Source organism: Pseudomonas sp. TH21 (genome assembly GCF_016651025.1).
Lineage (GTDB): Bacteria > Pseudomonadota > Gammaproteobacteria > Pseudomonadales > Pseudomonadaceae > Aquipseudomonas > Aquipseudomonas aylmerensis.
In genome coordinates this window covers 6326409-6343833 of record NZ_JAEKEQ010000001.1, presented here as the reverse complement: position 1 = coordinate 6343833, position 17425 = coordinate 6326409, and the positions used below count along the sequence as shown (strand labels likewise).

Below are 17425 nucleotides of genomic sequence, written 5' to 3'. Positions count from 1 at the left end.
CTTGTAAATCAAGGTGTCCAGCGCGGACGGCAACGCTGCGCACCTTCGCCACGCCCGGAAGGAGAAACCCATGGGACAGCGTACGCCTCTGTATGACCTGCATCTCGCCCTAGGCGCGAAAATGGTCGATTTTGGCGGTTGGGATATGCCTCTGCACTACGGCTCGCAAGTTGAAGAACACCATCAGGTGCGACGCGACTGCGGGGTGTTTGATGTATCTCATATGACCGTGATCGATGTCACCGGCCCCCAGGCCAAGGAATGGCTCCAGCACCTGCTGGCCAATGATGTCGATCGTTTGCATGGCTGCGGCCGTGCGCTCTACAGCGCCATGCTCAATGAGCAGGGCGGAGTGGTGGACGACATGATCGTCTACCGTACCGAAAGCGGCTACCGCCTGGTGGTCAATGCTGCCACCCGCGACCAGGACATGGCCTGGATGCAGGCGCAGTTGGGCAGCTACCCGGTGCAGCTGCATGAGCGCCCCGAGTTGGCCATGCTGGCCATTCAAGGCCCGCACGCCCGGCAGAAGATCGCCGAACTGGTGACCCAGGCGCGCGCCACCCTGATCCACCAGCTCAAGCCCTTTGAAGGCCAGGCCGATGGCGACTGGTTTATCGCCCGCACCGGTTATACCGGTGAAGACGGCCTGGAGATTGTGCTGCCTGCCGATCAGGCCCCGGGCTTCTTCAATGACCTGGTGGGTGCCGGTATTTCACCCATCGGCCTTGGCGCCCGCGATACGCTGCGCCTGGAAGCCGGCATGAACCTGTACGGCCAGGATATCCACCAGGACATTTCGCCGCTGGCGGCCAACATGGCCTGGAGCATTGCCTGGGAGCCGGCCGAACGCGAGTTCATCGGGCGCGCCGCGCTGGAAGCTGAACTGGCGGCGGGTGTGCAGTTCAAACTGGTCGGGCTGGTGCTTGAAGAACGCGGGGTTTTACGCGCTCATCAGGTGGTTCGTATCGCCAATGTTGGCGAAGGAGAGATCACCAGTGGTAGTTTCTCTCCTACGCTGAGCAAATCCATTGCCCTGGCGCGTGTACCGACGGCGACAGCCGATCGGGCCGAAGTGGAAATCCGCGGCAAGTGGTACCCGGTTCGAGTGGTCAAGCCGACCTTCGTGCGCCATGGCAAAACCCTGATCTAACTATTTCCGGCAGGCCAAAGGCCGCTGACATTACTTCTTGAGGACACAGATTATGAGCGATATCCCTGCCGACCTGCGTTTTGCTGAAAGTCACGAATGGGCCCGTCTGGAAGCTGACGGCACCGTGACTGTCGGTATTTCCGACCACGCTCAGGAAGCGCTGGGGGACGTGGTGTTTGTTGAGCTGGCCGAGGTTGGCGCCCAGTTTGGCGCGACTGATCAGGCGGGTGTGGTGGAGTCGGTCAAGGCCGCTTCGGATATCTACGCCCCGGTGGCAGGCGAAGTGATTGCCGTCAACGAAGAGCTGAGTGGTAGCCCTGAGCTGCTGAACTCTGACCCGTATGGCGCGTGGATCTTCAAGCTCAAGCCAAGCAACCCGGCCGACCTGGAAAAACTGCTGGACGCCGCCGGCTACAAAGCTGCCATCGGCGAGTAAACCCTGTAGGCGCTGGCTTGCCTGCAATGCGGGCACCTCGGTGTATCAGTGATACCCAGGTGATGCAGTCGCAGGCAAGCCAGCTCCCACGGTCGATTGTGACTAGCCGGCTTGCAGCACTGCCTTGACGGCTGCCACCGAACGCTCCACATCTGCCTCTGTCATCGCCGTAAACATCGGCAACGACACAATCAAGCGTCCCACACGCTCAGCTACCGGAAACATGCCTTCCTTGAATCCCTGCGCCCGATACAGGCTCAGCAGGTGGATCGGCGGGTAGTGATAGCCAATGCCGACGCCATGGGCTTGCATCTGCTCCATGAAGGTCGCGCGGGCGGGCAGGCCGTCCTGACGCTCCGGCAGCACCAGCTGGAACAGGTGCCAGTTACTGTTCTCGAAGTCCGCCGGCGGCAATTGCGCGCCATACTTTTCCTCGAAGTCGCTGCCAAAGCACTTGAAGTAGTGTCGCGCCAGATTCTGGCGATGGGCGGTGATCTTCTCGATATGCGCGAACTGCCCCAAGCCGATGGCGGCGGCGATATCGGTCATGTTGAACTTGCCGCCCAGCACATCCACATCGAGTCCGTCGAAACCCGTGCGGGTGACGCCCTGCAGGCGATATTTTTCTGCCAGGCGCGCTTCTTCAGCGTTATTCAGCACCAGACAACCGCCCTCGGAGGAGGTGATGTTCTTGTTGGCCTGGAAGCTGAACGACACGAAGTCACCCGTGGCCCCAATGCGCTCGCCATCCCAGCTGGAACCCAGCGCCTGGGCCGCGTCTTCAATGATGCGCAAGTTGTACTTGTTAGCCAGGGCATAGAGCATCGGCATATCCAGCGGCAGACCGGCGAGGTACACCGGGATGATCGCCTTGGTACGCGGGGTAATCGCTGCTTCGACCTGGGCCAGGTCGATATTGCGAGTGACCGGGTCGATGTCGGCGAACACCGGCGTGGCGCCCACTTCCAGGATCACGTTGGCCGTGGCAACCCAGGATATCGGCGTGGTGATGACTTCATCACCTGGGCCGATGCCCGCGATGCGCAGGGCTATCTCCATGGTGCAGGTGCCCGAGTTGAACGTACGCACCGGGCGACCGCCAAAGTATTCCGACAGCTGCGCCTCGAATGCCTGCACTTTTGGCCCGCTGGTGATCCAGCCCGAGCGCAATACATCGCCCACCGCCGAGATGGTGGCTTCATCGATGGTGGGTTTGGAAAATGGCAGAAAAGGCTGTTGGCTCATGACGACGAAGGCATCCGTTTCAGATTGGCGATGAGTAGGCAAGGTATCAGTACCGGCATGGTTGCACGGCTAGACTGAATATAGCCTGTCATCCGTGAATGAATCGTCGTGTCACGGGCAAAAAAATGCCGCTTTATCAGCGGCATTCTTCAGGGAGTGAAAATCACTCGGTGACAGCGTTTTTCGCGAGGATGGCGTTGGCCAGCTCCATGTCCGTGGCCTGCAGGCCAGGGTTATCGGCGCGGACTTTCTGCATCGCAGCTTCCAGGTATGGGCCACGGATGCCGCCGTCGCTGGCAACAAAGCTGCCGGCGTCGTCTTGTGCGGCGACCACCAGCTTGTGGTCCTTGAAAGTCAGGTACGTCGAGCCGGTGGTGGCGCCCGACGAGATGACATTGCGCCAGAAGCTGTCGGCCATGGCTGAACCGACAGGGAGGGAAAGCACAGCAAGGGTTGCGACAGCATATTTGAGACGCATGATGGGTGACTCCGGGTGGGTTATCTGTACTTTATGATTGTAGTAAGCCCAGCCGAGTTCCATCACTGACTAAACAGTTTCAACCTTCAATACTGCACCTTCCCGACCAATTACCCGTACGTGAGCGCCTACAGGGCTGTCGGGACCGGTGACCATCCACACGCCATCGCCGACTTTTACCTTGCCGCGACCCTCGACAATCGCCTGATGCACCACAAAGGTGCGCCCGACCAGCTCGGAGCCACGTTCGTTCAGCCCTGGTTGGTCACTGACCTTGGCGCTGCTGCGCTGGCGTTTCCACCAATACACCGCCGTGAGGATCGACAATACGGCGAACAGCAGCAGCTGCCATTCCAGTCCCAAGGGCGGGACCAGGAACTTGATCACGCCGACTGCGGCTGCTGCGATGCCCATCCACAGCAGGTAGCCACCAGCGCCGAACACTTCGAGTATCAACAGCACGGTGCCGAGCGCCAGCCAATCCCAGAATGACAAATTCAGCAGGAAATCCCACATGGCGATGGCCTCAGCCTTTCTTGCTGTCGAACGTTGCCTTGACGATCTCACCGATACCGCCGACCGCGCCGATTACTTGGCTGGCTTCCAGCGGCATCAGGATGACCTTGCTGTTGTTGGCCGAAGCCAGCTTGCCCAGGGCGTCGATGTATTTTTGCGCGACGAAGTAGTTGACCGCCTGCACGTTGCCCGATGCGATCGCCTCCGACACCACCTGGGTGGCGCGCGCTTCGGCTTCGGCCTGGCGCTCGCGGGCCTCGGACTCAAGGAAGGCCGCCTGACGGCTACCTTCGGCTTCGAGGATCTGCGCCTGCTTCTTGCCTTCGGCGGTCAGGATCGCCGATGCCCGCAGGCCTTCGGCCTCGAGGATTTGCGCACGCTTGATCCGCTCGGCTTTCATCTGGCCGGACATGGCAGCCATCAGGTCGGCGGGCGGGCTGATGTCCTTGATCTCGATACGGGTGATCTTGATACCCCAGGGGGCGGTGGCTTCATCCACGGTTTTCAGCAGTTTTTCGTTGATGCCGTCACGCTGGCTGAGCATCGCATCCAGCTCCATCGAGCCGAGCACCGTTCGGATATTGGTTTGCAGCAGGTTGCGGATGGCGTGCTCGAGGTTGTTGACCTCGTAGGCGGCCTGGGCGGTATTGACCACCTGGAAGAAGCACACGGCGTCGATCTGCACGGTGGCGTTGTCGGCGGTGATCACTTCCTGCGGCGGGATATCCAGCACGCTTTCCATCACGTTGATCTTGCGACCGATGCGGTCCATGACCGGGATGATGATGTTCAGGCCGGGCTTGAGGGTGTTGGTGTAGCGGCCAAAGCGCTCGACCGTCCACTGGTAGCCTTGGGGCACTACCTTGAAACCCATGAAGAGGATGGCGATGGCCAACCCTACGAAAAGAAGCAGTACGGTTCCGATCTGCATAGCGATTCCTTATCTAAGAATGTCAGTAAAACGACAGTCGGCCGATTGTAACGGGGTTGTGACCGATAAAGACGCTTTCACCGCGCAACCAGCAAAGGATTTGTTACCGAATCCCCAGGCGTTACCCGTAATACTTCTGCGAGCGAGGTGAGCCCCGCCTTTACCTTGTGCATGCCGGCCATGCGCAAGCTGCACATGCCCTGGGCAATGGCCGCCTGACGCAGGGCGTGCACATCGGCGCCGGGCGTGATCAGGGCCTTGAGGTGTTCAGTCATGACCATCACCTCGTAGACCCCGGCACGGCCGCGGTAGCCGCTGTGCCGGCACTCCACACAACCGCTGGCCTCGTGGGTGTCATCCATGGCGCGCTTGCAGTGAGGGCATAACAGGCGCACCAGGCGCTGCGCCATGACTCCCAGTAGCGTAGCCTTGATCAAATAATGAGCAATTCCCAGTTCCTGCAGGCGGCTGATGGCACCCGGTGCATCGTTGGTATGCAAAGTCGACAGCACGAGATGTCCGGTCAGCGCAGCCTGGATCGCCATTTCTGCGGTTTCCTGGTCGCGAATCTCGCCGATCATGATGATGTCCGGGTCCTGGCGCAGCAGGGCGCGGATGCCGCTGGCGAAGGTCAGGCCGATGCTGTGCTGCACCTGCATCTGGTTGAACGAAGGCTCAACCATCTCGATCGGGTCTTCCACGGTGCACAGGTTGACCTCGCGGGTCGCCAGTTGCTTGAGCGTGGTGTAAAGGGTGCTGGTCTTGCCTGAGCCGGTCGGCCCGGTCACCAGGATGATGCCATTGGCCTGGCGGGTCATGGCCTGCCAGCGTTGCTGGTCGTCGCTGGAAAGGCCCAATTGGTCAAAATCCCTGAGCAGCACCTGCGGGTCGAAAATCCGCATCACCAGTTTCTCTCCAAACGCGGTGGGCAAGGTCGAGAGGCGCAGCTCAACTTCTGCACCTGTCGGGCTCTTGGTCTTGATCCGACCGTCCTGGGGTTTGCGTTTGTCCGCCACGTTCATGCGGCCCAGGCTTTTCAAGCGGCTGACCACCGCCATCGTGACCTGGGGTGGAAACTGATAAACGTCGTGCAACAGCCCGTCGATGCGAAAGCGCACCCGGCCCTGGTCGCGGCACGGTTCGACATGGATATCACTGGCCCGTTGGCCGAATGCGTACTGCAACAGCCAGTCGACGATATTGACGATATGCGCGTCATTGGCATCTGCCTCCTGGTCACTGGCACCGAGGTTGAGCAGGTCTGCAGTGCCGGGCGTCGCGACCTTTTGCTCTGCGCCACTGACGGACTTCGCCAACCGATAAAACTCGCCGATGCAGCGTTGGATCTCTTGCGGGTTGGCCACCCTGCGCTGGATCGAGCGCTTGAGCACTTGGGCAAGTCCCGCCTCCCAACTGGTGATATAGGGCTGGGCGCTGGCGACCGTGACGGTCTGCGCATCCACCGCGACCGCCAGGATGGCGTGGCGTTGGGCGAAGGCGTAGGACATCAGCGGCACAACCGTCGCCACGTCGATCTTCAGCGGGTCAATGCGCAGATACGCTTGCCCGACATGCTCGGCCAGCCACTGGGTCAGGGTTTCCAGGCAGGGGCCTTCGGCAGCGATGCATTCCAGTGGATGCCGGCTATGACTGGCCGGCAGGGTCGCCAACCGTTGCGCCACCTCGGGTGTGACCAGCCCATCGTCGACCAATGCCGGCAGCAGTTGATGCAGTTCCAATCGACGGTCAAGGGGCATACGGGTTTCCTGGCTGGCAGCGGATGTAAGCTACACGCTAGCCAGCGCCTGGATATCTTCCTCCCCGCGTGTATTGCAGCCTTTTACCGAATCGCTGCCACCAGCGCCTGAGCCCCTATGCAGTCGGCTTGGTCCACGTGCAGCGAGCACACGCTGATCAGGTTTCGAATCTTTTCACCGATCACTTGGGCGCGGTGCCAGCTCAGGCCATCCATGACGATTTCGATGTACAGCAGGTCTGCCTCGCGGTTCACCGACACCTGCGCGGGGGTGAGGAACTGCAGGGCGAAATAGTTGAGTACCCGGCACACCACATCGGGTTCAGCCTCGGCAACGATCTGATAATGCGCCTGGCAATGGGCGCTGCTGACGGCCCATGCATCGACGCGGGTGGCAGGGTGGGTGGTTTCGACGGCGTGCATGCGGACTCTCCAGATTCGACTGGAGAAATTTTTACATTCGCCACCGGAGATTTCTTATCTAAGATGGGCGTAATTGACGATTAATAAACTCAATCAATTCAAGATAAGCATCAGAACAGGTATTTTTATGCACGGCGAATTGGACGCCTACGACCGCCGCATCCTGGCCCTGCTGCAAGAGGATGCCTCGCTTTCCAGCGCGCAGATCGCCGAGCAGGTCGGCCTGTCCCAGTCGCCGTGCTGGCGGCGTATCCAGCGGCTCAAGGAGGAGGGCGTGATCCGTGGCCAGGTCACCCTGCTGGATCGCAAGAAGATCGGCCTCAACACGCAGATTTTCGCCGAGATCAAACTCAACGCCCACGGGCGGTCCAACTTCACAGAGTTCACCGAGGCGATTCGCGGGTTTCCGGAAGTGCTGGAGTGCTATGTGCTGATGGGGGCGGTGGATTTTCTGTTGCGCATCGTGACGGCGGATATTGAGGCGTACGAGCGGTTTTTCTTCGAAAAGCTGTCGATGGTGCCGGGGATCCAGGAGGTCAACTCGATCGTCGCGTTATCCGAGATCAAGTCGACCACCAGCCTGCCGGTCCTGCGCTGACCGAGCCGGCCGCATCGCGGCCAAGCCCGGCTCCCGCAAGGGAATGCATGCCAATGCAGGCGCCGGCTTGCTGGCGATAGCGCTTACAGACGCAGCAGGGTCTTCCACGCGCGGTTCTGATACACCGCAATCGCCTGGTGCATGCGCGCATCCAGCGATTCATCGGTGATCGGCTGGTTGGCCAGTTGCACCAGCTTGTTCAGCTCACCGTACAGACGGTCCAGTTCCGGAATGTCTACCACCTGGCGGGCATGATGCAGCCAGGCCTGGATGCGTTCGATACGCGGCAGTTGCTCGGCGAGGTCTTCCGGTTGCTGCTGGTAGCGCGGCAGTTGCAGGGCGACGGCATCGTCGGCGAGCAGGCGCGGCAGCCAGTTGGTGATTTGCGCGGCGCCCTGGCGGTTGCCACGCACATTGCGATCGGCCGTCCAGGCACGCGCCAGCAGCCAGCGCGAAGCGTTCAGTGAGAACAGGCCCCAGCGCACGTCGTCCAATTCTTCGATGAACTGCTCCGGCGCGGCTTTGCGAATGTCTTCATCGTCGTCACCGGCCTGCACCAGCGGGCGCCAGTCTTCCAGCAGGGCATCCAGTGCGCTGCGCAGTTCGCTGGTGGATTGACGCGGTGCGGCCTGGCCGAGGCTGCCGATCAGGGCACGCAGTTCGCCGAGGTTGTCGACCCAGTCCTGCAACAGGCGCCAGTGGCCATTGAAACGGTATTGCTCGGCCAGGCGCTGGCTGCTGCCCAACAGGTGCCACATGATCGCGGCGAACGCGTCATCCAACGGCATTTCGGCGTGCAGCTGCGGCGCCGGCAGGCTCAGGGAGTAGCTGCTGGCGTCGTACAGGCGGTAGCCGCGCTCGGCCTTGCTGATGTCGCACGGCATCAGTGCGAGGGTGGCGGCCAACTCGGCGGCCAGTTCCAGCAGGGCCGCCGGTTCGCCTTCGCGCAGTTCCAGTTCAAGCTCGCAGATTTCTTCTTTCTGCTTGCCGACCACCACATGGCCGAGGTCCAGGGCCGCTTCGATCACGACTTTGGCCTTGCCTCGGCCCCAGGCGATTTCGGCGCGTTCACGCACGAAGTCAGTGGTGAAGATTGGCTTGAGGGTCTTTTTATCCAGCTCGGCCAGTTGCTCGGGCCAGCAGTCGCCGTCGAGCTTCTTCACGTCGAGCTTGGCTTTGGGCAATTCCCAGTTGTACTCGTTACGTTCCGACAAACCGGCGACGCTCTGGCCACGGGTCTTGAGGGTCTGGATCACGTCGTCACCGTCCTTGCGCAGGCGCAGCGCGACCTTGGCCTGGGCCAGGTCGCGTTCGGGGGTGTCGAAGTACTGGTTCATCAACTCACGGCGTTCCCAGCCACTTTTGTTGCGTTTTTTCAGTAGCGGGTGCTCACGCAGCGCGGCGAGTGTTTCGCGGCTGACGCGGAGCTTGATTTCGGTTTCTTTCTGCATGGCCGGAAAATCCAGGATCGGGAGCGCAGCCGGGGAAAAGAGTGGCTGCCAAGGCCGTGCAGTGTACAGGACTGAGCCCGGCAACGCGCCGCAACGGTTTATTGTGTCGTGCAGATGGCTCTATAGTGGGGCTCATCCGGGAAGTTGAGAGGCCGCGCATGCCATTACCGTCCATGAAAGAGCAGTTCGCCGCGCTGATTGCCGCGCCTTCGGTCAGTTGTACCCAAGCGTCTCTCGACCAGACCAACCGACCGGTCATCGATTTGCTCGCCGGTTGGTTGGGCGACCTGGGTTTCGCCATCGACATCGAGCAGGTCAGCCCCGGCAAATTCAACCTGCTCGCCAGCTTCGGCAGTGGCCCCGGCGGCCTGGTGCTGGCCGGCCATAGCGATACCGTTCCGTATGACGCTGCGTTGTGGAAGACCGATCCGCTCAAGCTGACGGAAGTCGACGGCCGCTGGGTAGGACTGGGCAGCTGCGACATGAAGGGTTTTTTCGCGCTGGCGATTGAGGCCGTGTTGCCGTTGCTCGATCAGCCGTTCAAGCAGCCGTTGCTGATCCTGGCCACCTGTGATGAAGAAAGCTCCATGTCCGGCGCTCGCGCGCTGGCCGAGGCAGGTCGCCCGTTGGGCCGTGCGGCGGTGATCGGCGAGCCTACCGGCCTCAAGCCGATCCGCCTGCACAAAGGCGTGATGATGGAGCGCATCGACATCCTCGGCCAGAGCGGCCATTCGTCGGATCCGAGCCTGGGCCACAGTGCCCTGGAGGCCATGCATGACGCCATCGGCGAACTGCGCGGCCTGCGCCTGGCCTGGCAGCGCGAGTACCGCAACCCGCAATTCAGCGTACCGCAGCCGACCATGAACTTCGGCTGCATTCATGGCGGCGACAACCCCAACCGTATCTGCGGCCAGTGCTCCCTGGAATTCGACCTGCGGCCATTGCCCGGCATGGACCCGCAGGTGCTGCGCGCCGCGATCCGGCAGAAGCTCGAACCCTTGGCCGAGCGCCACAAGGTCAAGATCGACTATGCGCCGTTGTTCCCCGAAGTGCCGCCGTTCGAGCAAGCCGAAGACGCCGAGTTGGTGCGGGTTGCGGAACGATTGACCGGTCATCGTGCCGAAGCAGTAGCGTTCGGCACGGAAGCGCCTTATCTTCAGCGCCTTGGTTGTGAAACCCTGGTGCTCGGCCCTGGCGATATCGCCTGCGCCCACCAGCCGGGCGAGTACCTCGAAATGTCACGCTTGACGCCTACAGTGCGTCTATTGCGTGAATTGATCGAACATTACTGCCTGAAACCTGCATAAATTAACCCTTGCCAGTTCGTACTTAGAAGGAGAGCGAGCGTGTCGCCAAGCCTGTTCCGACGATAACCATCAGCCCGCTGTGCGTTTTCACGATTCATCCTTTTTCGGCTGCTTTTTATTACAGGCCCAGGTTTTATGCCCGAATACGTCAATTGGCTTCGTCACGCTTCGCCCTACATCAATGCTCACCGGGACTGCACCTTCGTGGTCATGCTGCCTGGCGACGGTGTGGAACATCCGAACTTCGGCAATATCGTCCACGACCTGGTGCTGCTGCACAGCCTCGGCGTGCGCCTAGTGCTGGTGCACGGTTCGCGCCCTCAGATCGAAGCGCGCCTTGAGGCGCGCGGCCTGACCCCGGCTTACCACGAAGGCCTGCGCATCACCGATGCCGCAACCCTGGAGTGTGTGATCGACGCGGTCGGCCACCTGCGCATCGCCATCGAAGCGCGCCTTTCCATGGACATGGCCTCGTCGCCGATGCAGGGCTCGCGCCTGCGGGTGGCCAGCGGCAACCTGGTGACCGCACGACCTATCGGCGTGCTCGAAGGCGTGGATTACCACCACACCGGCGAAGTGCGCCGCGTCGACCGCAAGGGCATCAATCGCCTGCTGGACGAGCGCTCCATCGTGTTGCTGTCGCCGCTGGGCTATTCGCCGACGGGTGAGATCTTCAACCTGGCCTGCGAAGACGTCGCCACTCGCGCCGCCATCGACCTGGGGGCCGACAAGCTGTTGCTGTTCGGCGCCGACCTCGGCCTGATCGATGAAAATGGCCGCCTGGTCCGCGAGCTGCGTCCGCAGCAAGTGCCGGCGCACCTGCAACGCCTGGGCAGCAACTACCAGGCCGAGCTGTTGGATGCCGCCGCCGAGGCTTGCCGTGGCGGCGTCGGGCGCAGCCATATCGTCAGTTACGCCGAAGACGGCGCGCTGCTTACCGAACTGTTCACCCGGGACGGCGGCGGTACGCTGGTGGCCCAGGAACAATTCGAGCTGGTCCGCGAGGCGGCGATTGAAGACGTCGGTGGCTTGCTGGACCTGATCAGCCCGCTGGAAGAGCAGGGCATCCTGGTGCGTCGTTCACGCGAAGTGCTGGAGCGTGAGATCGAGCAATTCAGTGTGGTCGAGCGCGAAGGCATGATCATCGCCTGTGCGGCGCTGTATCAGATCGCGGATTCGGATGCAGGTGAGCTGGCGTGCCTGGCGGTGAACCCGGAATACCGCCACGGCGGGCGCGGTGATGAGCTGCTCGAACGCATCGAAACTCGTGCGCGGGCCCAGGGTTTGAAGACCTTGTTCGTGCTTACCACGCGCACTGCCCACTGGTTCCGCGAGCGGGGCTTCGTGCCGAGCAGTGTTGATCGCCTGCCGTCGGCACGAGCGTCGCTGTACAACTACCAGCGTAATTCGAAGATCTTCGAAAAGGCGCTGTAACCCCCATTCTGTAGGAGCCGGCAAGCCGGCTCCTACAGGGTCAGGGCTTGATGAATTGGTCGGTCACAAAGGCCGAATAGTCCGGCAGCACTGTCTCGACCTTGCCTTGTTCCTTCAAGAACTTCGCCGTCTCTCCAATCGCCTTCGCCGTGCCGCCTTTGAGCAGTGCGTCGGTCTGCTGCGCCTTGGCGTCCGGGAAGGTGGTACCGGCCAACAGCTCTGGAATGTCGGCGGCGTTTGAACCTGTCAGTTTGGCGATTTTCTGTACCGGCTCGGAGTCCACTGTCCAGGCATCTTTATGGGCGGCGTAGTCAGCGAAAGAGTCCAGTGTGACCTTGGCAAACCTGGCCACTACGTCAGGATGTTTTTGCGCAAAATCCTTGCGTGCTACCCACACCTCAAACGTCGGTGCGCCCCACTGACCCACCTGGGCCGCGTCTGTCAGGGTCTTGCCGGTCTTGCGGATCTCTCCGAGCGCAGGTGACCAGACAAAAGCGCCGTCGATATCACCCCGTTTCCACGCGGCGGCAATTTCGGCGGGTTGCAGGTTCACCACTTTGACTTTCTGGGTGTCCAGCCCCCAATGCTTCAATGCACCGAGCAGGCTGTAATGAGAGGTGGAGACAAAGGGCGTGGCGATGGTCTTGCCGACCAGGTCTTCGGGTTTGTCGATGCCGCTGCCGTTGCGCACCACCAATGCTTCAGAAGTATTGATCTGCGCCGATACGATAAACGCGACGATCGGTAGATTGCGCGATGCAGCTGCGGCGAGGGGGCTGGAACCGAGGTTGCCGATTTGCACATCACCCGAGGCGATCGCGGTGACGACTTCCGGCCCGCTGTTGAATCGACGCCACGCAATTTTCTCGCCAATGGCCTTTTCATAGAGGCCATCGGCCTGCGGGACTTTGCTGGGATCGATACCCGTTTGGTAGCCGACGGTTAAATCGGCGGCTTTGACACCAAAAGAAAGTATTAGTGACACAAAAACTGTAACAAATTGACGGGAGGATGTGCCTTTGGCCATGATGGCGTCGCCTTTTTGATCGTGGGTGACGTATGAAACGGTACGGCCACACTAATCGATCTAAAAAAGCGCTAACAAATACCCTTTGGGAATTAGCTTATGGAGCGGCTCGTCTATGCTGACCCGTTCGCGCCATGGAAAGTCTTATTCCCGAATCGTATGAAAAAGAATGAAACAATTCTTTTTGGGTGTATGAAAAACTCATTACCCTGCAGGGACCAAATTAACTGCGATTAGACGAAGGTAGTAGACACACAAGGTTACGATTGACTTGGTAGTCACTATCTGGCGCTAATCGCGCATCTGTGGATCGAGGGCGTCAGACCCGAGACCAAAGAAATACAAAAATTAGAAATGAGAGGAGCGGTACATGAAGAAGTCAACATTGGCGTTGGCCGTGGCTGTAGCTGCGATTGCCCAACAGGCAAACTCCGCCGGTTTCATCGAAGATAGCAAGGCAACACTGGGGCTGCGTAACTTCTACATCAACACCGATAACCGTGATGACGCTACCAAGGCGGCCGGTGCGCAGAGCAAGCAAGAAGAATGGGGTCAAGCCTTCGACCTGCGTTTCATCTCCGGTTATACCCAAGGCACCGTAGGCTTCGGTCTTGACGCTATCGGCCTGCTGGGCGTGCGCCTGGATTCGGGTGGCGGCACCAACGGCGCCACTGCTCGTTCGACTGGCAACGCCGGTTCTTACGGCGGCACGGTTTTCCCGAGCAAGTCCAACGGCGAAGCTGTTGACAACTACTCCAGCCTGGGCCTGACCGCCAAGGCGAAGATCTCTCAAACCGAACTGAAGCTGGGTACTCTGCAACCCAAGCTGCCGGTTATCGTGACCAACGATGGTCGTCTGCTGCCGCAAACCTTCCAGGGCGGCCAGATCACCACGAACGACATCAAAGACCTGACGCTGGTTGCCGGTCAGATCGAGAAGGTCAAGGGTCGTAACTCCAGCAACGTCGAGAACCTGTCTATCGCAGGTGCCAACGGCCGTACAGCCGCTGGCCGTGACAGCAACAAGTTCTACTACGCTGGTGGCGACTACAAAATCACCAAAGACCTGACTGCCCAGTACTACTACGGCAATCTGGATCAGTTCTACAAACAGCACTTCCTGGGCTTGCTGCACAACTGGGCAATCGGTCCTGGCGTGCTGAAAACCGACCTGCGCTATTTCAATAGCCGCGACGATGGCGCCAACGGCCACGACGCGAACTACTACACCACAGGTGACTACGGCACCAATGCCGCCGGTGCGACCATCACCAAAGGTAAGGTCGACAACAACCTGTACAGTGGCTTGTTCCTGTACACCCTGGGTGGTCACACCTTCGGTGGTGGTTACCAGGTCAGTAACGGTAACAGTGACTTCCCTTGGTTGAACCAAGGCGACGGTTCGTCGGCTTACCTGACCACCGACATGCAGATTGCCAAGTTCGCCCGTGCCGGTGAACGTACCTGGCAAGCTCGCTACGCCTACGACTTCGCCAAGGTTGGCGTACCAGGTTTGACCGCCGGTGTGGTCTACCTGCGTGGTGACAATATCGACACCCGCGGTAACGTCGGTTCGACCCGGCCGCAACGTGCTGTCAATGGCGACGGCGGGAACGAGTGGGAACGTGACATCACTGTTGCCTACGTCGTACCAGAAGGTCCGCTGAAGAACGTCGGTGTGGCATGGAAAAACGCCATGTGGCGCAACGACATTCCTGGCCAGCGTAACCAGGACGAAAACCGCCTGATCGTCAGCTACTCGCTGCCACTGTTCTAGTAGCGTGAAGCTGTAGTAAGACTGTAAACCTTGCCCGGCGCTACGCCGGGCAAGGTGTCTTGCGTTTCAAGTCGGGCCAAACCCCCGCAGGCCCTTCCTGAACCCCTCTTTTTACAGCGTCTCAAGGCCTTCTCGAACCTTGAAGCGGATGTTGCTCCTCGCCCGTTGCGGCGTCCAATGAACAGATTTTTAATATTCCTTTATCGTCTAGATAAATCGATATTTATTCTTTTTAAATAATCGTCAATCCATGCACAGTGGGCTCCATAAGCACTCACCAGGAGCCACACCATGAGCCTAAGACTGGGCGATATCGCCCCCGACTTCGAACAGGATTCCAGCGCCGGCAAGATTCGTTTCCACGAATGGCTGGGCGATAGCTGGGGTGTGTTGTTTTCCCACCCGGCGGACTTCACCCCGGTGTGCACCACCGAGCTGGGCTTCACTGCCAAGCTCAAGGATGAGTTCGCCAAGCGCGGCGTCAAGGCCATCGCCCTGTCCGTAGACCCGGTGGACTCGCACCACAAGTGGATCGAAGACATCAACGAAACCCAGAACACCATCGTCAACTTCCCGATCCTGGCGGATGCCGATCGCAAGGTGTCGGACCTTTATGACCTGATCCACCCGAACGCCAGTGACACCCTCACCGTGCGCTCCCTGTTCGTGATCGATCCGAACAAAAAGATTCGCCTGACCATCACCTACCCGGCCAGCACCGGCCGCAACTTCCACGAAATCCTGCGGGTCATCGACTCGTTGCAGCTGACCGACAACCACAAGGTCGCCACCCCCGCCAACTGGCAGGACGGTGATGAAGTGGTGATCGTGCCTTCGCTCAAGGACGAGGAAGAAATCAAGAAGCGCTTTCCGAAGGGTTACCGGGCGGTGAAGCCGTATCTGCGCCTTACCCCTCAGCCTAATCGTTAAGGCTGACACCGCCATCGCCGGCGAGCCGGTTCCTGCAGGTGATCGCATTCCATTTGTAGGAGCTGGCTTGCCGGCGATAGCAATAGTTCCGACGACTCACATAGCAAGGGTTTTCAGGCCGTTTCGACGGCCTTTTTTTCGCCTGGGATTTGATAACTCTCATATGCATTTAAAGAATAAACACATGAAAAAATAAGATTTAAAGATATATAAATCTGCTGATAAGGTCTGTTCCATCTTGGCGCCATCGTCACACAGCGAACCGCCGACACCTGCTCAAGGAATTCCTGCATGTTGGTCGTAACACTTGGAGGCAGTCCCAGCCAGCGTTCCCGCTCCGGGGTCTTGCTGGATAAAACCCGTCAGTGGTTGCAAGACAAAGGGGTGGAAGTGGTGAGTTACCAGATACGGGACTTCCCGGCTGAAGACTTGCTGCACGCGCGCTTCGACAGTCCCAAGGTCATTGACCTGTTGCAGCAGGTGGCCAACGCCGATGGCCTGGTGATCGCCACGCCGGTGTACAAGGCGTCGTTCTCGGGCGCGCTGAAGACCGTGCTCGACCTGCTGCCCGAACGCGCCCTGGCTCACAAGATTGTGTTGCCGATGGCTACCGGCGGCAGCATCGCCCACATGCTGGCGGTGGATTACGCCTTGAAGCCGGTTTTGTCGGCCCTCAAGGCGCAGGAATTGCTTCACGGCATCTTTGCCGAAGACAGCCAGATCGCCTATGGCGAAGGCAGTGCCCAGGCACAACTGGTGCCTGTGCTCGAACACCGTTTGCACGAGGCCCTGGAGACGCTGTACGGCGCCATGGCCCGTCGCCCGAAACCGCTTGACCCCCATGTGTTGAATGAACGTTTGTTGAGTGCTCGCTGGAGCATCTGAGCCTCAGCCAGCCATTTAGAAGTACTCACCTTACTCAGCCGCCAACGGCCAAGCAGGTGCAGCCAACCCCCTAATCGCACTATTTGGAGAGAGCGCCATGCGCACTGTCATCTTGCGTCGTGGTCTGGTCGCACTGTTTGCTGCGGCTGTGTCCTTCGGCGCCATGGTTCAAGCCCAGGCTGCCGAAACCTTGCGTATCGGTTACCAGAAATACGGCACCCTGGTGCTGCTCAAGGCCAAGGGCACCCTGGAAAAACGCCTGGCCGCCGAGGGCGTGCAGGTGCAGTGGACCGAGTTTCCCGGCGGCCCGCAATTGCTCGAAGGCCTGAACGTCGGCTCGATCGACTTTGGCGTCACGGGCGAAACCCCACCAGTGTTCGCCCAGGCGGCCGGTGCCGATCTGGTCTACGTGGCCTATGAGCCTCCAGCGCCGACCAGTGAAGCGATCCTGGTGCCGAAAGATTCGACGATCAAATCGGTGGCCGAGCTCAAGGGCAAGAAAATCGTGCTGAACAAAGGCTCCAACGTGCACTACCTGCTGGTGCGTGCGCTGGAAGATGCCGGCCTCAAATACACCGACGTGCAGACCGTCTTCCTGCCGCCCGCCGATGCGCGTGCCGCGTTCGAGCGTGGCAGTGTCGATGCGTGGGTGATCTGGGACCCCTACCAGGCGGCCGCCGAGAAACAGCTGCAAGCGCGCACCCTGCGTGACGGTACCGGCATCGCCGACAACCATCAGTTCTACCTGGCGACCAAGCCCTACGCCGAAAAACACCCTGAAGTGGTCAAGGCGCTGATTGAAGAAGTGCGCGCCGTGGGCGAATGGTCCAAGGCCAACCCGCAGGAAGTCACTGAACAAGTGGCGCCGCTGCTCGGCCTGCCGGCTGACATCACCCTGACCTCGGTGAAACGCCAAGGCTACGGTGCGCATTTCCTGACGCCGGAGGTGGTGGCGGCCCAACAGAAAATCGCCGACAGCTTCTACCAACTCAAATTGATCCCCAAACCCTTGAGCATCAAGGACGTGATCTGGACGCCACCTGCCACTGTGGCCAAAGCGCCGTAATCCGACTTCTTC

Annotated in this window: 17 protein-coding genes; 9 read left to right on the top strand and 8 right to left on the bottom strand. The window is 60.1% G+C overall.

The genetic code is table 11. The features are described 5' to 3' along the window. Positions 1-70 precede the first annotated feature (70 nt). Positions 71-1153, top strand: coding sequence for a glycine cleavage system aminomethyltransferase GcvT (gcvT, locus tag JFU04_RS28270; protein WP_201146099.1), 1083 nt, complete (start codon positions 71-73; stop codon positions 1151-1153). Between the two features lie 52 nt (positions 1154-1205). After that, positions 1206-1589, top strand: coding sequence for a glycine cleavage system protein GcvH (gene gcvH / locus JFU04_RS28265; protein ID WP_065902330.1), 384 nt, complete (start codon positions 1206-1208; stop codon positions 1587-1589). A gap of 102 nt (positions 1590-1691) precedes the next feature. Here gcvH and JFU04_RS28260 read toward each other — a convergent pair whose 3' ends face one another. The 6 genes from JFU04_RS28260 to JFU04_RS28235 form a co-directional block, all read right to left on the bottom strand. Next, positions 1692-2834 carry a DegT/DnrJ/EryC1/StrS family aminotransferase gene (locus JFU04_RS28260; protein ID WP_065902328.1) on the bottom strand — a complete coding sequence of 381 codons (1143 nt, stop codon included), beginning with the start codon at positions 2832-2834 and terminating at the stop codon, positions 1692-1694. A 163-nt stretch (positions 2835-2997) separates the two neighbouring features. Beyond that, on the bottom strand, positions 2998-3312 hold the full coding sequence (locus JFU04_RS28255) for a DUF2388 domain-containing protein (protein WP_003176799.1): 315 nt from the start codon (positions 3310-3312) through the stop codon (positions 2998-3000). A gap of 69 nt (positions 3313-3381) precedes the next feature. After that, positions 3382-3828: an NfeD family protein gene (locus JFU04_RS28250; RefSeq protein WP_065902326.1), complete on the bottom strand. Its 447-nt coding sequence runs from the start codon at positions 3826-3828 to the stop codon at positions 3382-3384. 10 nt (positions 3829-3838) lie between these two features. After that, positions 3839-4759, bottom strand: a complete 921-nt coding sequence (locus tag JFU04_RS28245) for an SPFH domain-containing protein (protein ID WP_010564478.1) — start codon at positions 4757-4759, stop codon at positions 3839-3841. Positions 4760-4836: 77 nt separating this feature from the next. Further along, positions 4837-6516, bottom strand: a complete 1680-nt coding sequence (locus JFU04_RS28240) for a GspE/PulE family protein (RefSeq protein WP_201146098.1) — start codon at positions 6514-6516, stop codon at positions 4837-4839. A gap of 83 nt (positions 6517-6599) precedes the next feature. Continuing rightward, the gene (locus JFU04_RS28235) at positions 6600-6938 is read right to left on the bottom strand and encodes a hypothetical protein (protein ID WP_201146097.1); all 339 of its coding nucleotides are present in this window, start codon (positions 6936-6938) and stop codon (positions 6600-6602) included. 127 nt (positions 6939-7065) lie between these two features. Here JFU04_RS28235 and JFU04_RS28230 point away from each other — a divergent pair, with 127 nt between their 5' ends. Beyond that, a complete protein-coding gene (locus JFU04_RS28230; protein ID WP_106802344.1) occupies positions 7066-7536 on the top strand; it encodes an Lrp/AsnC family transcriptional regulator in 471 nt (156 codons plus the stop codon). An 83-nt stretch (positions 7537-7619) separates the two neighbouring features. Here the strand turns inward: JFU04_RS28230 and JFU04_RS28225 are convergent, their stop codons facing one another. Beyond that, positions 7620-8987, bottom strand: coding sequence for a CYTH domain-containing protein (locus JFU04_RS28225; protein ID WP_065902316.1), 1368 nt, complete (start codon positions 8985-8987; stop codon positions 7620-7622). A 158-nt stretch (positions 8988-9145) separates the two neighbouring features. On the opposite strand from JFU04_RS28225, the gene argE reads away from it, so the two are divergent. Together argE and argA are read left to right on the top strand one after the other, a co-directional pair. Then, positions 9146-10294 carry an acetylornithine deacetylase gene (gene argE, locus JFU04_RS28220; protein WP_201146096.1) on the top strand — a complete coding sequence of 383 codons (1149 nt, stop codon included), beginning with the start codon at positions 9146-9148 and terminating at the stop codon, positions 10292-10294. Positions 10295-10429: 135 nt separating this feature from the next. After that, a complete protein-coding gene (argA, locus tag JFU04_RS28215; protein ID WP_065902312.1) occupies positions 10430-11728 on the top strand; it encodes an amino-acid N-acetyltransferase in 1299 nt (432 codons plus the stop codon). A 40-nt stretch (positions 11729-11768) separates the two neighbouring features. Here the strand turns inward: argA and tauA are convergent, their stop codons facing one another. Beyond that, a complete protein-coding gene (gene tauA / locus JFU04_RS28210) occupies positions 11769-12755 on the bottom strand; it encodes a taurine ABC transporter substrate-binding protein (protein ID WP_201146095.1) in 987 nt (328 codons plus the stop codon). Between the two features lie 370 nt (positions 12756-13125). Here tauA and JFU04_RS28205 point away from each other — a divergent pair, with 370 nt between their 5' ends. The 4 genes from JFU04_RS28205 (at position 13126) to JFU04_RS28190 (ending at position 17413) form a co-directional block, all read left to right on the top strand. After that, positions 13126-14532 carry an OprD family porin gene (locus JFU04_RS28205; RefSeq protein ID WP_106802346.1) on the top strand — a complete coding sequence of 469 codons (1407 nt, stop codon included), beginning with the start codon at positions 13126-13128 and terminating at the stop codon, positions 14530-14532. 291 nt (positions 14533-14823) lie between these two features. Continuing rightward, positions 14824-15462, top strand: a complete 639-nt coding sequence (locus tag JFU04_RS28200) for a peroxiredoxin (RefSeq protein WP_003213910.1) — start codon at positions 14824-14826, stop codon at positions 15460-15462. Between the two features lie 291 nt (positions 15463-15753). Further along, positions 15754-16347 (top strand): NADPH-dependent FMN reductase, encoded by a 594-nt coding sequence (gene ssuE / locus JFU04_RS28195; protein ID WP_015886424.1) that lies wholly within the window; start codon positions 15754-15756, stop codon positions 16345-16347. Positions 16348-16444: 97 nt separating this feature from the next. Next, positions 16445-17413, top strand: a complete 969-nt coding sequence (locus JFU04_RS28190; protein ID WP_201146094.1) for a sulfonate ABC transporter substrate-binding protein — start codon at positions 16445-16447, stop codon at positions 17411-17413. Positions 17414-17425: the final 12 nt, after the last annotated feature.

What these genes read in the sequence shown, in the direction of transcription:
- JFU04_RS28190 (WP_201146094.1), top strand. Translation starts at nt 16,445, where the DNA reads ATGCGCACTGTCATCTTGCGTCGTGGTCTGGTCGCACTGTTTGCTGCG.
- JFU04_RS28245 (WP_010564478.1), bottom strand. Translation starts at nt 4,759, where the DNA reads ATGCAGATCGGAACCGTACTGCTTCTTTTCGTAGGGTTGGCCATCGCC.
- JFU04_RS28255 (WP_003176799.1), bottom strand. Translation starts at nt 3,312, where the DNA reads ATGCGTCTCAAATATGCTGTCGCAACCCTTGCTGTGCTTTCCCTCCCT.
- JFU04_RS28230 (WP_106802344.1), top strand. Translation starts at nt 7,066, where the DNA reads ATGCACGGCGAATTGGACGCCTACGACCGCCGCATCCTGGCCCTGCTG.
- tauA (WP_201146095.1), bottom strand. Translation starts at nt 12,755, where the DNA reads ATGGCCAAAGGCACATCCTCCCGTCAATTTGTTACAGTTTTTGTGTCA.
- ssuE (WP_015886424.1), top strand. Translation starts at nt 15,754, where the DNA reads ATGTTGGTCGTAACACTTGGAGGCAGTCCCAGCCAGCGTTCCCGCTCC.
- argA (WP_065902312.1), top strand. Translation starts at nt 10,430, where the DNA reads ATGCCCGAATACGTCAATTGGCTTCGTCACGCTTCGCCCTACATCAAT.
- gcvH (WP_065902330.1), top strand. Translation starts at nt 1,206, where the DNA reads ATGAGCGATATCCCTGCCGACCTGCGTTTTGCTGAAAGTCACGAATGG.
- JFU04_RS28235 (WP_201146097.1), bottom strand. Translation starts at nt 6,938, where the DNA reads ATGCACGCCGTCGAAACCACCCACCCTGCCACCCGCGTCGATGCATGG.
- JFU04_RS28205 (WP_106802346.1), top strand. Translation starts at nt 13,126, where the DNA reads ATGAAGAAGTCAACATTGGCGTTGGCCGTGGCTGTAGCTGCGATTGCC.
- JFU04_RS28225 (WP_065902316.1), bottom strand. Translation starts at nt 8,987, where the DNA reads ATGCAGAAAGAAACCGAAATCAAGCTCCGCGTCAGCCGCGAAACACTC.
- JFU04_RS28240 (WP_201146098.1), bottom strand. Translation starts at nt 6,516, where the DNA reads ATGCCCCTTGACCGTCGATTGGAACTGCATCAACTGCTGCCGGCATTG.
- gcvT (WP_201146099.1), top strand. Translation starts at nt 71, where the DNA reads ATGGGACAGCGTACGCCTCTGTATGACCTGCATCTCGCCCTAGGCGCG.
- argE (WP_201146096.1), top strand. Translation starts at nt 9,146, where the DNA reads ATGCCATTACCGTCCATGAAAGAGCAGTTCGCCGCGCTGATTGCCGCG.
- JFU04_RS28200 (WP_003213910.1), top strand. Translation starts at nt 14,824, where the DNA reads ATGAGCCTAAGACTGGGCGATATCGCCCCCGACTTCGAACAGGATTCC.
- JFU04_RS28260 (WP_065902328.1), bottom strand. Translation starts at nt 2,834, where the DNA reads ATGAGCCAACAGCCTTTTCTGCCATTTTCCAAACCCACCATCGATGAA.
- JFU04_RS28250 (WP_065902326.1), bottom strand. Translation starts at nt 3,828, where the DNA reads ATGTGGGATTTCCTGCTGAATTTGTCATTCTGGGATTGGCTGGCGCTC.